Origin of the sequence: Affinundibacterium nitidum (assembly GCF_014284155.1) — a bacterium.
In the GTDB taxonomy this organism is placed as follows: domain Bacteria; phylum Pseudomonadota; class Gammaproteobacteria; order Burkholderiales; family Burkholderiaceae_D; genus Undibacterium; species Undibacterium nitidum.
This window is the reverse complement of sequence record NZ_JACOFZ010000009.1, coordinates 1-14,944: the sequence shown is the minus strand read 5'-3', so window position 1 is coordinate 14,944 and position 14,944 is coordinate 1. Positions and strand designations below refer to the sequence as shown.

Genomic DNA, 14,944 nt, shown 5'->3' with positions numbered 1-14,944 from the left:
TCAGTCGTATTCGGAATTGTTGTTGTTTTGCTTGCTTGTTTCGAGAAGTGCGATTACCGCATTAAAATCAGCGCGTTCGCTGCGGTCCGTGTGCTTGAGGTCATCGTAATCATGAATTAGTAAGTGCACGCCTTCATTTCTATACATGAAGCTTAAAGTCTCGAGCGGCTCGTGACGTTTGCCTTGGTGCTCGGAAACTTCAAAGTCGATACCAAGATTGAGTAAATAAATCGCCACATCTTTGCTGTTATCGGTATAGAGATGCAAATAGATATCGGAATGCTCACCGGCAGTTCCGTTCATCGCAGCACCAATCAAATAAGGATTAAAATGATTGAGCTTCTGCATCAGATCAACCGCTAAGCTGCGCAAGGCATGCAAACGCTGCGGTTGGCTATCCGCATAAAACAAGGCGTGGTATTCACGAACTTCTTGCTCGATTTGTTGATTGTCTGGCAATATATTGCCATGCATCTTTTGATTGCCCAGCAGTTGCTTTGCAGCGCGTCGTTTTGCGGTGCCGTATTCGCAACCTTCTTCAGCAATCAATTTGGCCGCTAATAATGCAATCTCGTTACGTATTTGATCAATACGATCGTTGTCAGGAAAATTAAAATTCGTCATCTTCGTATCATATCGTATTCGGTTAAACCCTGTCTGTCGGGTAGAATTGCGGCATTCTCAAATTACGTTACATGATGGCAGTTTTGTCTCGACTAATGGAGCGGCTCGAATATAAGCCAATAGTCAACATTTATTGCTGTTCAGAAAGTATTGCAAGTTTATGCACATTCACATTTTAGGTATTTGCGGTACGTTCATGGGCGGTCTTGCCGCTCTCGCCAAACAAGCAGGGCATAAGGTCACAGGCTGCGATGCCAACGTATATCCTCCCATGAGTACCCAGCTGCAGCAGCAGGGTATTGAGTTGGTTGAAGGTTTTGGCGCTGAACAATTGGCCTTATCGCCTGATTTATTTGTAATCGGTAACGTGGTTTCTCGTGGCAATCCTTTAATGGAAGAAATCCTAAACCGTGGTTTGCCTTACGTCTCCGGTCCGCAGTGGATAGGTGAACATATTCTTCGTCATAAATGGGTATTGGCTGTGGCTGGTACCCATGGTAAGACAACGACCTCTTCGATGTTGGCTTGGATCTTGGAATGCGCGGGATATGCGCCTGGTTACTTGATTGGCGGTGTCCCATTGAATTTTGGAATTTCTGCGCGTCTTCATGGCGACAAGCCTTCAGACTTTTTTGTGATTGAGGCAGACGAATACGATACGGCTTTTTTTGATAAACGCAGTAAGTTTGTGCACTACCATGCCAAGACGGCGATTCTGAATAATTTGGAATTCGACCATGCTGATATTTTTCCCGATATCTCCGCCATCGAGACTCAGTTCCATCATCTAGTGCGTACCGTGCCCGGTATCGGTCGTTTGATTGTGAATGGTGATGAAGCCAGTATGCAACGCGTATTGCAAAAAGGCTGCTGGAGTGAGAAAGAATTTTTCTCAGGGAGTGCTAGCGAACTTGCCGCTGAATGGCAATTGGTACCGCAAGACGGTGAAGACTTTGATGTGCTTTATCGTGGCGCTGTGCAAGGGCGCGTGCGCTGGCAATTGAACGGTGCACACAATCGATTGAATGCTTTGGCTGCGATCGCTGCTGCACGCCATGTTGGTGTTGAACCTGCTACTGCGATTGAAGCTTTATCGAAGTTTGAGAACGTCAAACGCCGCATGGAAGTCCGCGGCGAGGTCAATGGCATCAAGGTGATCGATGATTTTGCACATCATCCGACAGCCATCACGACCACAGTGGAAGGGTTGCGTCGAAGTGTTGGTGATGCACGAATCTTAGCGGTGCTAGAACCGCGTTCGAACACGATGAAAATGGGCGCCGTTAAACAGGCGCTACCTGTTAGCCTAGCTGCATCCGATTTGGTGTTTGCATATGGTGCCTTGAGTGGTAAAGACGCGCTCGGTTGGGACTTGGCTGAAGCATTTTCTCCGCTTGGCACCAAGGCGCGTACGTATCATGAGCTGTCTTCTTTGGTAGCCGATATTGTCAAAGTTGCGCAACGAGGCGATACAATTTTGGTGATGAGTAATGGTGGCTTTGGCGGAGTTCATCAAAAACTACTTGATGCTTTGAAGCTCCGGTTTCTTGATGTGGCGGTCGCAGAATGATTTTGTATTTGCACGGCTTTCGGTCTTCCCCTTCGTCGTTAAAAGCACGTCTCTTAACTGCGCATTTTGAGGATCTTGGACGTGGTGAGGAATTTTTATGTCCCCAATTACCTGCGTCGCCGAAGGCAGCGATTGAATTAGCGCAGAGTTTAGTCGCCGGCGTGCCAGAGAAAGAGTTGAGCATTATTGGATCTTCACTTGGAGGATTTTATGCGACTTATCTCGCTGAAAAATTAGGGTGCAAGGCTGTTCTCCTCAATCCTGCGGTCAAGCCCCCGCGTGACTTGGCGAACTATGTTGGAGTGACCACTGCTTATCATAGCGATGAGCCATTTGAATTTAAACAGGAATACATTCCCGAATTGCTTTCTTTGGTGGTGCCTTCGATTAGTTTGCCCCTGCGATACTTTTTGATTGCAGCAACCGGTGACGAGGTTTTGGATTGGCAAGAGATGGCGGGGCATTATCGTGGTGTGAAACAACGTATCATCGAAGGTAGTGATCACGGAATCAGCGAATTTGCTGATTACATAGAAGAAGTGGTGGCTTTCTGTGATGCCTGATTTGATCTCCATGAGAAGGAAGGGATATGCCGGTTGGCATCGACATGTCAATGCGGTGCAGGCAGACTTCAATATGAGCGATTGGCTAACTGATCGTAATTCATTGACTGCTCGTTTGATCGCCCGCTCACAAAGTTTTCGGGTGCAGAGGCTACGACAAGGACGAGCTCTGTGTTTGCCGGATGAGGCGGATGCCATTGCCTTGCCGCGAGTGCAGCAGGTTATTGAACGTGAAGTCGTTTTGCGTTGCGACGAAACGCCCGTGGTATATGCTCACACGGTATTACCATTAACAGCAACGGCTTCGCACTGGCCTTTGTTTGCGTCTTTGGGGAATCGTTCATTGGGAACGACTTTGTTTAGCGATCCATTGGTACAGCGTGGGCAACTCCAATATGCGCGTTTATGGCGTGAACATCGTTTGATGAAGCGAATTGCAGCGGAATATGCGCTACCTGCCGAATGCCAATTTTTGTGGGCAAGACGTTCAGTTTTTCGCCGCAAAGGCTCTCCCTTGCTCGTAACTGAAGTATTTTTACCTGAAATTTTAGGGCTACCTCAAATGAAGGTGGCTAATGATGAAAAGACAGATTAGATGAATTTATTTTTTGAAGAGTCAGGTGACTTTAAAGCTGGCAGTGTGTTGTCTCAAGCTGGAGAAGCCTATCAAGTTGAATTAGCGAGTGGTAAGCGTACTAAGGTTAAATCTAAAGACGTATTTCTGCAGTTCACAAGTCCAGATCCAGCGAGTCTGTTGGCGCAAGCCAAGGAAGTCGCGACACAACTTGATTTAGGTTTTTTGTGGGAAGTCGCAGGACAAGAAGAATTTGGTTTTGCGGAGCTTGGTGCTGAATATTTTGGAGCTACTCCACAGGCGCACGAATCGGCTGGCTTAATTTTGGCTTTGCATTCTGCGCCCATTTATTTTCAGAAAAAAGGACGTGGGCGTTATAAAGCCGCGCCAGAAGAAACACTAAAGGCCGCGCTAGCCGGTATCGAAAAGAAAAAGCAGCAAGCCCTGGTGCAAGCAGCATACGTCGAGGAGTTGAAGCAATACCGCTTGCCTGAGGCATTTAATGGCATTGGTTTGCAGCTCTTATTTAAGCCTGATAAGAACAGTATCTCCTATAAAGCCATGGTTGAAGCTTGTAATGAACTTCAAACAACGCCAGCGAAACTGATGTTGGCCTGCGGTGGCTTGAAGAATGCCAAAGACTTTCATTTGTCGAAATTCTTGCTGGAGCATTTTCCTAAGGGGGTTAGCTTTCCAAGTACTGCGTTACCGTCTTTGCCAGATAATTTGCCGATCGCTGATGTGCGAGCATTCTCGATCGATGATGTCACCACCACAGAAATCGACGACGCCTTTTCTATCACTCAGATTGACGCCGACACCGTGAAGGTTGGTATTCATATCGCTGCTCCTGCTTTGGGAATTTCACGCAACGATGCATTTGACTTGATGGCGCGTCAACGTATGTCAACGGTGTATATGCCAGGCGACAAAATCACCATGTTGCCCGATGATTTGGTCAACGTATATACATTGGGCGAAGGCCAGACTCGTCCGGCAGTGTCGCTTTATGTGACCCTGAATACGAATGATTGGCAGATGCTGAGTGCCGAGACCAAGGTTGAGGCGATCCCAATGTCGGCAAACTTGCGCCACAATGATTTGGATGCCTTAGTTACAGAAGATAACTTAGCCGCCAATGCGGGCGAATATGCGCACAAAGATGACATTGCTATTTTGTGGAAATGGGCGCAGGTTCTGGAAGCAGGGCGGATGGCTAAGCGCGAGAGTTTTGGTCTGAAACCAGAACAGAATAATCGTGTCGACTTTAATTTTTATGTTGAAGACGATGTGGTCAGTATCGTCCGTCGTAAGCGCGGCGCTCCGCTCGATAAAATCGTTGCTGAATTGATGATTCTTGCAAATAGCACTTGGGGTAAGTTGTTGGCGGATCATGGCATCCCCGGTATTTATCGAGCACAAGGGGGCGGATCCGGCGGTTGGGCTGCCAAGATGCAAGTACGCATGGTGACGCACGCCGCGCCGCATCAAGGCTTGGGTGTTGATCAGTATGCTTGGAGTACTTCGCCGCTGCGTCGTTACACTGATCTCGTAAACCAGTGGCAAATCATCGCTTGTGTACAGCACGGCGTAACGGCGGCCCTAGTCGCTCCGTTTAAACCCAAGGATGCAGATTTGTTCGCGATCGTGTCTGGTTTTGATGCTGCTTACGCTGCCTATGCCGATTTTCAAACCAATATGGAACGTTATTGGTGCTTACGTTGGTTGGGTCAAGAGCAGAAGCGTCAGGTCGACGCTGTTGTTTTAAAAGACGAAGTCTTGCGTTTAGTTGAAATTCCTTTGATCATTCGGATGGCTGGTATGCCTCAGGTGGCTCGTGGCGCCCAAGTACGATTGGAGATTTTGCGTTGGGATGAACTTGACCTCAGTGTTGAGGCTAGATTTCTTGAGGCTTTGGATACCGCAGTGGAAGAGATTGGCGATGAGCTTGAGGAGTTGGAAGAGGCCGAATCGGCTGAATCCAATAACTTGGTTGAACCACAATCTACTGAAGTTGCTGTCGTTGCTCCCGTTGAAGGGGAAGATCTGGAGCAAAACGCGAACGCTGAGCCAGTCTTGGATAACGGTGCATCAGAAGTGCAAACCTAGTTGATGCCGAGTAGTAATTGGAAAATGTTTGGATGTCGTAGTGAAAACCATACTTGATAATTTGATTCTCAGTTCTGCGATTTTTGTGTCCGTGTTGTTTCATACGGTGATTTTGCTCGTGCATTTCGTCGCGCCAAAAACGCAAGAGACTACGCCCGTCGACCCAGGACTTGAAATTATTTTGGTTAATGCTAAACACGATAAGCGTCCGAGCAGCGCGCAAGCCTTGGCGCAAGTTAATCTAGATGGTGGTGGCCTGAATGATCAGGGCCGTGCGAAATCGCCATTGCCCGATATGCGCCGCTCCGAAGATGGTGATAGCGTATTGGTGGCTCAACGTAAAATTCAAGAATTAGAGGAACGTCAAAAGCAGTTGATTGATCAAGTGCGCAATGAATCTCGGTTTAAGTCGCAACGTGTTCTCGACAAGAAACAGCTCGAAGATAACCAGCAAGCAGAGAATGGACGCGATCAAGCCGATAGCAGCAAAGCCCTAGCACGGTCCATTGCTGAAATCTCGCAAACGATAGAAGATCAAAATAAACGTCCCCGCAAAACTTTTTTGTCGCCGAGTACACAAGCCGTTGGACACGCAATCTATTACAAGGCGCTTCAAAAGAAAGTCGAAGATGTCGGTACGCTGAACTTCCCTCAGCAAAACGGCAAGAAGCTATACGGGCAGGTTATTGTCTATATTCCGATTTTTCAAGACGGTACCATCTATGAAAAAGGTGGCGGACCTAAGGTTGAGAAGTCATCTGGCATACCTGCGCTCGATGAAGCTGCATTACGTATTGTGCGAAAAGCTGCGCCCTTTGGTAACTTCCCACCGAATATGCGTTCCAAAGATAAAGATGACATTTGGATCGTGATCACGCAGTTTAAATTCACGCGTGACCAGCAGTTAGAGACCGAGATGCGAGGAGGGAAGATTCGTGACTAGCCCTCTCGACCAATATCTCGTATTTGGCAATCCTATCGCGCATAGTAAATCGCCATTGATTCATCGCATTTTTGCCGATCAGACTGCGCAGGCGCTCAATTATCAAAAGTATTTGGCACCAGTTGATGGTTTCGAGAATTCGGTTCGGCGCTTCATGGCTGAAGGTGGAAAAGGTGCGAATGTGACAGTGCCTTTTAAGCTGGAAGCGTTTGCTCTTTGTGACAGCTTGAGTCAACGTGCGAAGTGCGCCGGCGCTGTCAATACCTTGCGTTTTTTAGATGGTGTGATTGAAGGTGATAACACCGATGGTGCTGGTTTAGTGCGAGATATAGTGGTGAATGCTGGTTTTTCATTGAAAGATAAGCGCGTTCTCCTATTAGGTGCCGGCGGTGCGTCGCGCGGAGCATTGCAACCGCTATTGATGCAAAACCCCAAAGAACTTGTGATTGCTAATCGCACTTTAGCGAAAGCGCAAGAACTCGTGCAATTGGCGTCTTCGTTTGAAGTGATACATACGGTTTGTATCGCCGCAAGCTGGGAGCAAATTGTGGGGCAATTCGATTTAGTGATTAATGCAACATCGAGTAGTTTGCAGGGTGAGGCTTTGCCTATTTCTGGGACAGTGTTTGGTGAAAATTGTTTAGCTTACGACATGATGTATGACGCTCAGTTGACACCATTTTTAGCCTTTGCGAAAAAAGCAGGAGCCCAGGTGCGTGATGGGCTTGGTATGTTAATAGAGCAAGCCGCTGAAGCATTTTATTTGTGGCGCGGCGTGCGTCCTGAAACAACCAATGTGTTTAAGCAATTGCGGGAAGGTGCAATTGAATGAAAAAGAAATTATTTTTGTGGCTCATTGTTTTTCCGTTGAGCTTATTTTTGTTGGTGCAGCTGTATTTTTTAGTGCAGATAATGTGGTGGATTAACCATAATCCGAGCTCGACCAGTTTCATGCGTCAACAGGAATCAGTATTGCAGGAAAAAGATCCGAAGTTTGTGCTCAAACACAAATGGGTAAGCTATTCACGGATTTCGAATCATTTGAAGCGGGCCGTGATCGCTGCCGAAGACGATGGTTTTTCAGAGCATGATGGTGTCGATTGGGAAGCGATGCAAAAAGCCTTTGAAAAAAATAAGAAAAAAGGCAAAGTCGTCTCAGGCGGCTCTACGATAACCCAACAGTTAGCCAAGAATTTGTTTTTATCCGGTGAACGTAGTTACCTGCGTAAAGGCGAGGAGTTAATCATCACCTATATGCTGGAAATGTGCCTGGATAAGGAGCGTATTTTAGAAATTTATTTGAATGTCGTTGAATGGGGTGTCGGTGTGTTTGGGGCGGAGGCCGCTTCACAACACTACTATGGAATTAGTGCAGCGAATTTATCGGCATCACAGGCGGCACGCTTAGGGGTTATGCTACCCAAGCCTCGTTTTTACGATAAAAATCAAGGGTCTGCTTATCTGCAGAAACGTACAGATCTCATCATGCGACGCATGAACTATGCAGAATTACCGTAACAACGGGAGTAAGAAATGATAAACGTCTTTGTTTTACACAATGGCCGCTTGAGCCAAATCCATATCGAGAGCCGCGAAGACCTCGAAAATACTTTGCCTATTTGGGTTGATTTGACAGACCCAAATGAAGAAGAACGTGAGTGGGTGAAGGGGATTTATGGAGTAACGCTGCCAGGCGAAGATGAGGTAAAAGATATTGAGGCGTCGGCACGCTATTACGAAGCTGATAACGGTGACTTACATTTACGCACGGATTTCTTAATTGATGAAACCGAAACAGCACAAACGGTGACAGTTGCTTTCATCTTGGCGCGTGAAATTTTGTTTTCGGTGCACACGATTGATTTGCCAGTGTTCCGCTTGGTGCGCATGCGTGCCCGTTCTCGTCCAGGTTCAATTGCGGACTATAAAGATGTTTTGATGGATCTGTACGCGACAGATGCGGAATATTCAGCGGATGCTTTGGAAGGTGTGTATCAAAACCTGGAAGCCGTTAGCCGCGCTGTTTTGAAAAAAGAATTTTCAGATCAGGATGCTGCGGTTGCTTTGAATGCCATCGCTCAAGAAGAAGATTTAAATGGCCGTATTCGTCGCAATATGATGGATACACGACGGGCGGTCAGTTTCTTGATGCGCGGTAGATTACTCAATGCTGAGCAGTTCGAAGAGGCTCGCCAAATTTTGCGAGATATTGAGTCATTGGATGGTCATACCTCATTCCTATTTGATAAGATTAACTTCTTGATGGATGCCACCGTCGGTTTCATCAACATTAACCAGAATAAAGTCATCAAGATTTTCTCCGTGGCTTCTGTAGCTTTCTTGCCACCAACTTTGATCGCAAGTATTTATGGTATGAACTTTAATATCTTGCCAGAATTGAAGTGGGATTTGGGTTATCCCTATGCTCTGGCATTGATGTTCGCCTCTGCGATAACACCGTTGTGGTACTTCAAACGGCGAGGTTGGTTGAAATAAGTCTAAGTTTTATCTGTTAGCTTCCGGTGTAAATTTGTTAAGGAATGTCAAGTGCATGCCAAAATAAACAAATTTACTTTCAGGAAATTTTTTGCTGTTGTAAAATCAAAACAATCATATATAGATAACTTGGCATTTGTGTTGTTCCTTTTCCTGCTGGGGTCAAAGGTCGATTTCACTCAACAAATTCCCGGGTAAAAAAAGAATGAGCCAAAACGAGTCACCTTCACCAAGTCCATTGCCTATTCGCCCAGTCGGCGGTGTGCAGTCCAGTGGAATCCGCGAGGATCTGTTGCATCGTGATCCTCTGCTTGATTGTTTGGTGGAACTGACACGTATTCACGGACGCCCAAGTACTCGCGCTGCATTAACAGCGGGGTTGCCTTTACTTCCTGAAGGGTTAACACCCTCGTTGTTTGCTCGTGCAGCAGCGCACGCCGGCTTTTCAGCGAAAGTAGTTCGCCGCGAGCTACTTAAAATCGATCAAGCGCTATTCCCGGTTATCTTGCTATTGAAGAATAACGAAGCTTGCTTACTACAAGGCTGGAACGAGGAACGCACTCAAGCACAATTGTTGCTACCGGATTCAGGGCAGGGCGCTGTGAGTATGTCGAGTGAAGAACTAAGTTCGCGCTATAGCGGTATTGCAATATTCTCTCGGCCTCATTTTCGATTTGATCAGCGCACTCCGCCATTGGTGGAGGTGCCACAGAAACATTGGTTCTGGGGTGCTGTACTCGAACAAAAACCGATCTTTAAAGATATTCTTGCTGCTGCATTGCTAATTAATTTGTTTGCGATTGCAATGCCTTTGTACACCATGAACGTATATGACCGGGTAGTGCCGAACTTTGCGGTGGAAACCCTCTGGGTATTCTCTGGCGGCATTACACTTGTATTGATTCTTGATTACATTATTCGCCTTCTGCGTGGGCATTTTATCAGCTTGGTCAGTAACCGTATCGATCTCAAGTTGTCTGCCTTGATCATGGAGCGCGTACTCGGGATGCGCATGACGCAAAAGCCCGCTTCAGTGGGTGCATTCGCGTCGAATCTGCGATCGTTTGAAACCGTCCGTGATTTTATTGCGTCCGCAACCGTAACGGCGATGATTGATTTGCCGTTTGCTATTTTGTTCTTATTGGCACTGATTTGGATCGCCTGGCCATTAGTGCTATTGCCAATTATCGGTATCATTTTGGTGGTGATCTACAGCTACACGGTACAACACAAAATGCGTGAATTGTCTGAAACGACCTTTCGCGCTGCGGCATTGCGTAACTCCACTTTGGTCGAGAGTTTGACTGCATTGGAGACCATTAAGGCTCATGGTGCTGAAAGCCAAATGCAAGCGAAATGGGAGAAAACCACAGCGTTTTTGGCCAAAGTGAACTCCGAGTTGAAGTTGCTTTCAGCCTCTAGCATGAATGGCGCTTCGATGATTCAACAGTTGGTGAATGTGGCTGTAGTGATAGCCGGCGTATATTTGATTCAAGAAAAAATGATGTCAATGGGCGGCTTGATAGCGGCAACCATGTTGGCTGGTCGAGCCATGGCCCCTGTCGCTCAAGTGGTTGGTTTGATGCTGCAATTTGAAGGCGCCAAGAACTCGTTGGCATCTCTTGAAAAAATTATGGCGACGCCAACCGAACGCAGTGACGAAACTTCCTTTGTCCATCGTCCAGAAATAAAGGGACAGATTGAGTTTCGCAATGTGCACTTTAGTTATCCAGGGCGTAAGGAAGAAGCCTTGCGAGGTGTGAGCTTTAAAATTATGCCGGGTGAGCGAGTGGTCATTATTGGTCGCATTGGCTCTGGTAAATCGACTTTGGAGAAGCTGATTCTCGGGCTATATGCGCCTAGCAAAGGTGCGGTGTTGCTTGATGACGTCGACCTACGTCAACTTGATCCAGCGGACTTACGTCGAAATTTAGGTTATGTAGAACAAGATTCGATGCTGTTTTATGGCACGCTTCGCGAAAATATTACGATTCGTGCACCGTATGCCGATGATAGAGCTGTTGTGGCAGCCGCCGAATTGGCTGGATTGACTGAGTTCGTTAATAGTCACCCAGAGGGCTTCGATATGGTGATCAGTGAGCGTGGAGAATCGATCTCGGGCGGACAGCGTCAGAGTATTGCGATCGCACGTGCTGCGTTACTTGACCCGCCAGTGCTTTTGCTCGATGAGCCAACGAGTGCGATGGATTATCCATCTGAGGCGCAGTTTAAAGATCGTATTGCCAAATACGGAATGCACAAGACGATGCTGATCGTAACCCATAGACCAAGTCTGATGGATTTGGCGACGCGAATTATCGTGATCGACAGTGGTGTTGTGGTAGCGGATGGGCCGCGTGATAAAGTCATGCATGCCCTGCAAACCGGTCAGGTCGGGAAGGCTAAACTATGAAAATTGGCCGCCGATTTTTGTATTCCTTACTTGCTATGCTCGAGCGTTTGCGCTTGGCTTTAGGATTTGCGCCGGGCCAATGGCTCAAGCGATGGACTGACGAAGCTAAATTACCCGAGTCTGATTTTATGCGTGATGCGGAAAGCATCATGATTCAGCAAGAGCCGATTCAAGCGCGAGTGTTGACAAGATTTGTCCTGCTTTCGTTTTTAATTTTTGTGATTTGGGCAGGTTTGGTGCACGTCGACGAAATTACAAAAGGTGAAGGGAAAGTGATTCCTTCGCAGCAGTTGCAAGTCTATCCAAGTTTAGATGGTGGTATCGTCACTGAAATTTTGGTTAAAGAAGGCCAAGTCGTGAATGAGGGACAGGTCTTACTCCAAATTGATACGACACGTTTTGAATCTTCGGTTAAAGAAAATCGATCTCTTTATCTCTCTTTGATGGCAAAGGCCGCGCGCTTACGTGCTATAGGTGAAGGAACACCCTTTCAACCACCGGAAGAGGTAGTGAAAGAGGATCCCAAGACAGCCGAAGAGGAACAACGTTTATATGAAACGGCGACAAATGAACTAAACGCACAAGTGTCAATTGCGCGACAACAGTTGCAGCAACGTAGCCAGGAACAAGCGGAAGCCAATGCTAGACAAAAGCAAGCATCGCAGGCATATGAGTCTAGCTTAAAGGAATTGAATTTCACGAAACCTTTGCTCAGCACTGGTGCGGTCTCCGAGGTTGAAATTTTACGTCTAGAACGTGATGTCTCTCGTTTCAAAGGCGAGCGAGATGTCGCGACTGCACAGATCGCACGGACTGGTGCAGCGATCGCGGAAGCCACGCGTAAGATTCAAGAAGTTGAATTAGCTGTTCGAAATAATGCTAGCAAAGAATTGTCAGAAACGATGTCTCGTTTGAATTCGATCGTGCAAAGTAGTGCAGGTTTGGTCGATAAAGTAAAACAGTCGGCAATTCGCAGTCAAGTTCGTGGGACTGTTAAACGGTTATTGGTCAATACGGTCGGTGGCGTCGTTCAACCCGGACGAGATGTAGTGGAAGTGGTGCCTATGGATGGCAAGTTAATCTTAGAGGCTCGCGTTGCCCCCAAAGATATTGCATTTTTGGTGCCAGGGCAAAAGGCTGTCGTGAAATTCACCGCATATGATTTTTCAACTTACGGTGGTTTGGAAGCTAAGGTCGAGCATATTGGTGCTGACTCGGTTACAGATGAACGAGGTTTTACCTATTATACGGTGCGTGTTTCTACCAATAATTCCCGTCTAGCGGGCGGTCAGCCTATCATTCCTGGTATGGTTGCAGAGGTTGATATTATTACTGGTAAGAAAACCATTTTGACTTATTTGCTCAAGCCAGTGCTTAGGGCGAAACAAAACGCTTTCACTGAAAGATAGGCATGGCAGTGAAAGAGATCTCGAGTTACTTTTATTCGCGGGGGCAACGGGTGCCACAGGGCTTGGAGGAGATTGATCCGAGTATTGTGTCTATTGGCCCCGACTTTCAGTTGCATGATGCTGAGTTTTCCGGCTTAGTTTGGTTTCATTTGACCGCAGGTAGCACGATCGCAGCACAAACGGAAAAGCTCCGAGCTGGTTGGCCGAAAGCGAAGTTGGTAATGATGAGTGACTTACCAAACGATCTCGAAGCGCTAGCAGCTTTTTCTATTTTGGCTAAAGCTTATTGCAATACTCATGCCGCGCCAGAGGTCTTACGAAATGTGTCTGGCGTTGTAAGTCAGGGTGGGATTTGGATCGGTGAATCGATTATGTCTCGCCTGTTGGCGCAACAAATACCGCATGTGCAAATTGAGCAGCAAGTCAGCGCACGGTGGGATGATGTGCTAACTCTGAGAGAAAAAGAGGTCGCTATCTTGGTTGCTGATGGCATGCAAAATAGACAAATCGCTGAGCAAATGGCGATCACCGAACGTACTGTGAAAGCGCATATTGGTTCTATACTCGAAAAACTGCAATTAAAAAGTCGATTGCAGCTCGCATTATTGGTTAAAGAAAGTTAAACCATCTCCCTAGTTGTACCTTAGTACAATTGTCTTAAGGAAACACATTTGCTATTGTCAGGACGATATAAGAAACCGTCCGGAGTAAAGACATGGCAAGCACAGCAAATACAAGCAATATCATCGGTAAAGTGGTGGGTCTCAAAGGTGGAGCGATTGTTAAATCGCCGGATGGGTCGCAACATGTCTTAAAAGTCGGCGATATTGTGTATGAGAAGGACGTGATCGTGACGGCCAATGGTGGTGAGGTCGAGATTGCGTTTGATGCAGGCCATTCCTATGTAGTACGTTCTAATGAAACCGTCAGTTTAGATGCTACGGTCTTCGCTCCTGGGCAAGTCGAAGTGGCGGCAAATGCGCTTCTTCCGGCAACTTCCTCCTCGGTTGATCAAGACATTTCCAAAGCGATTATTGGTGGCAATAGCTTAGACAAGTTGTTGGAAGAAACGGCAGCGGGTTTAGGTGGTGGCGAAGGTGGTGATGGCAATGGCTTTGTGCGTTTGGATCGGATTGCGGAGAATGTGTCGCCGTTGAGCTTTGACGGTGCGGTGGTTGAGGGCGTAACACAGCCCTTGTTTGAAGCGGCGCCGCCAGTGCAGAACACGGGTGTGGAAGTGATTTCGGTGAGTGGTTCAAGCTCAAGCGAAGGCACGGCGCAAGACTTCGTGGTGAAGTTAAGTGGCACATCAACGACGCCAACGACCTTGAATTTGTCCTTGCTATCAGGCAGTGCGACAGTGGGCGTGGATACAGTGAGTCAATTAGTGTCGGTGGATGGCGGCACTACCTTCGTTCCTCTTTCTGGATCGGTTGAAGTACCTGCAGGCGTATCGAGTGTGATTGTGCGTGTTGGTACGCTCAAGGACGGTGTGATCGAAGGCAATGAGAGCTTGTCCTTGGTGGCAAGTACATCGTCGAACGCAGCGGTGGTGACAGGAACCGGTACGATTATTGATGGCGCGGTACCGATTGCTAACATCAGCGGTCCGTTGGAAGTGAATGAAGCAGCAGGAACGGTGACGTTCACGGTGAAACTGACAGAAGCGAGTCCGGCCTCGATTTCAGTCAATTACAACACGACCAATGGTAGTGCGACCTCGGGATCGGACTTTACGCCAGTGATTGGCAGTGTGGTGTTTGCTCCAGGTGAAACGGTTAAAACGATCACAGTACCGATCACCAATGACCGCGTCTATGAAGGCGGTGAAACGTTCACGGTGAATTTGACGAATCCGACCAATGTCACGATTGGTGCAGGCGCCAGCATTGTGACGATCAAAGATGATGGTACAGGTATAGATGGTACAAATGACGACCGTCCTGTAGTGTCGTCGATTGATAGCGCGACAGTCGCGGAAGGTAATGCCTTAGTCTTTACCATTAATTTGACAGGCACAAGTACAACAACGACCGCCGTCAATGTAAATGCGATTTCTGGCAGTGCGACAGTTGGTGTGGACACAGGTGCACAACAATATTCAGTGGATGGTGGCGCGACGTGGTTAAACTTGGCTGGTGCGGTCAATGTTCCAGCCGGAGCGCAAAGCTTTTTGCTGCGAGTAGCGACGATAGCTGATGGTGTTGCTGAAGGCACCGAAAGTATTACGGTATCGGCGGCCA

13 protein-coding genes are annotated in these 14,944 nt (G+C 47.3%); 12 read left to right on the top strand and 1 reads right to left on the bottom strand.

Annotated features, from left to right (window positions below):
- Positions 1–624: a hypothetical protein gene (locus tag H8K36_RS16470; protein WP_186917615.1), complete on the bottom strand. Its 624-nt coding sequence runs from the start codon at positions 622–624 to the stop codon at positions 1–3.
- 160 nt (positions 625–784) lie between these two features.
- Here H8K36_RS16470 and mpl point away from each other — a divergent pair, with 160 nt between their 5' ends.
- The 12 genes from mpl to H8K36_RS16410 form a co-directional block, all read left to right on the top strand.
- Positions 785–2,194: a UDP-N-acetylmuramate:L-alanyl-gamma-D-glutamyl-meso-diaminopimelate ligase gene (gene mpl / locus H8K36_RS16465; RefSeq protein ID WP_186917614.1), complete on the top strand. Its 1,410-nt coding sequence runs from the start codon at positions 785–787 to the stop codon at positions 2,192–2,194.
- Positions 2,191–2,757: a YqiA/YcfP family alpha/beta fold hydrolase gene (locus H8K36_RS16460; protein WP_186917613.1), complete on the top strand. Its 567-nt coding sequence runs from the start codon at positions 2,191–2,193 to the stop codon at positions 2,755–2,757. The genes mpl and H8K36_RS16460 overlap by 4 nt, the downstream gene beginning before the upstream one ends.
- A complete protein-coding gene (locus H8K36_RS16455; protein WP_230404736.1) occupies positions 2,750–3,352 on the top strand; it encodes a chorismate--pyruvate lyase family protein in 603 nt (200 codons plus the stop codon). Before H8K36_RS16460 ends, H8K36_RS16455 begins: the two co-directional genes overlap by 8 nt.
- Positions 3,353–5,440 carry a ribonuclease catalytic domain-containing protein gene (locus H8K36_RS16450; RefSeq protein ID WP_186917612.1) on the top strand — a complete coding sequence of 696 codons (2,088 nt, stop codon included), beginning with the start codon at positions 3,353–3,355 and terminating at the stop codon, positions 5,438–5,440.
- A gap of 40 nt (positions 5,441–5,480) precedes the next feature.
- The gene (locus tag H8K36_RS16445) at positions 5,481–6,383 is read left to right on the top strand and encodes an energy transducer TonB family protein (RefSeq protein WP_186917611.1); all 903 of its coding nucleotides are present in this window, start codon (positions 5,481–5,483) and stop codon (positions 6,381–6,383) included.
- Entirely contained in the window at positions 6,376–7,215 is an 840-nt protein-coding gene (aroE, locus tag H8K36_RS16440; protein WP_186917610.1) for a shikimate dehydrogenase, read from the top strand. The genes H8K36_RS16445 and aroE overlap by 8 nt, the downstream gene beginning before the upstream one ends.
- Positions 7,212–7,901, top strand: coding sequence for a monofunctional biosynthetic peptidoglycan transglycosylase (gene mtgA / locus H8K36_RS16435; protein ID WP_186917609.1), 690 nt, complete (start codon positions 7,212–7,214; stop codon positions 7,899–7,901). Before aroE ends, mtgA begins: the two co-directional genes overlap by 4 nt.
- Positions 7,902–7,916: 15 nt before the next feature.
- Complete coding sequence (gene corA, locus H8K36_RS16430; RefSeq protein ID WP_186917608.1) at positions 7,917–8,879, top strand: magnesium/cobalt transporter CorA; 963 nt, start codon at positions 7,917–7,919, stop codon at positions 8,877–8,879.
- Between the two features lie 205 nt (positions 8,880–9,084).
- Positions 9,085–11,292, top strand: a complete 2,208-nt coding sequence (locus H8K36_RS16425) for a type I secretion system permease/ATPase (RefSeq protein ID WP_186917607.1) — start codon at positions 9,085–9,087, stop codon at positions 11,290–11,292.
- The gene (locus H8K36_RS16420) at positions 11,289–12,701 is read left to right on the top strand and encodes an HlyD family type I secretion periplasmic adaptor subunit (RefSeq protein ID WP_186917606.1); all 1,413 of its coding nucleotides are present in this window, start codon (positions 11,289–11,291) and stop codon (positions 12,699–12,701) included. The genes H8K36_RS16425 and H8K36_RS16420 overlap by 4 nt, the downstream gene beginning before the upstream one ends.
- 2 nt (positions 12,702–12,703) lie before the next feature.
- Positions 12,704–13,324: a response regulator transcription factor gene (locus tag H8K36_RS16415; RefSeq protein WP_186917605.1), complete on the top strand. Its 621-nt coding sequence runs from the start codon at positions 12,704–12,706 to the stop codon at positions 13,322–13,324.
- A 92-nt stretch (positions 13,325–13,416) separates the two neighbouring features.
- The coding region (locus tag H8K36_RS16410) for a retention module-containing protein (protein ID WP_186917604.1) at positions 13,417–14,944 on the top strand (1,528 nt) is incomplete at its 3' end.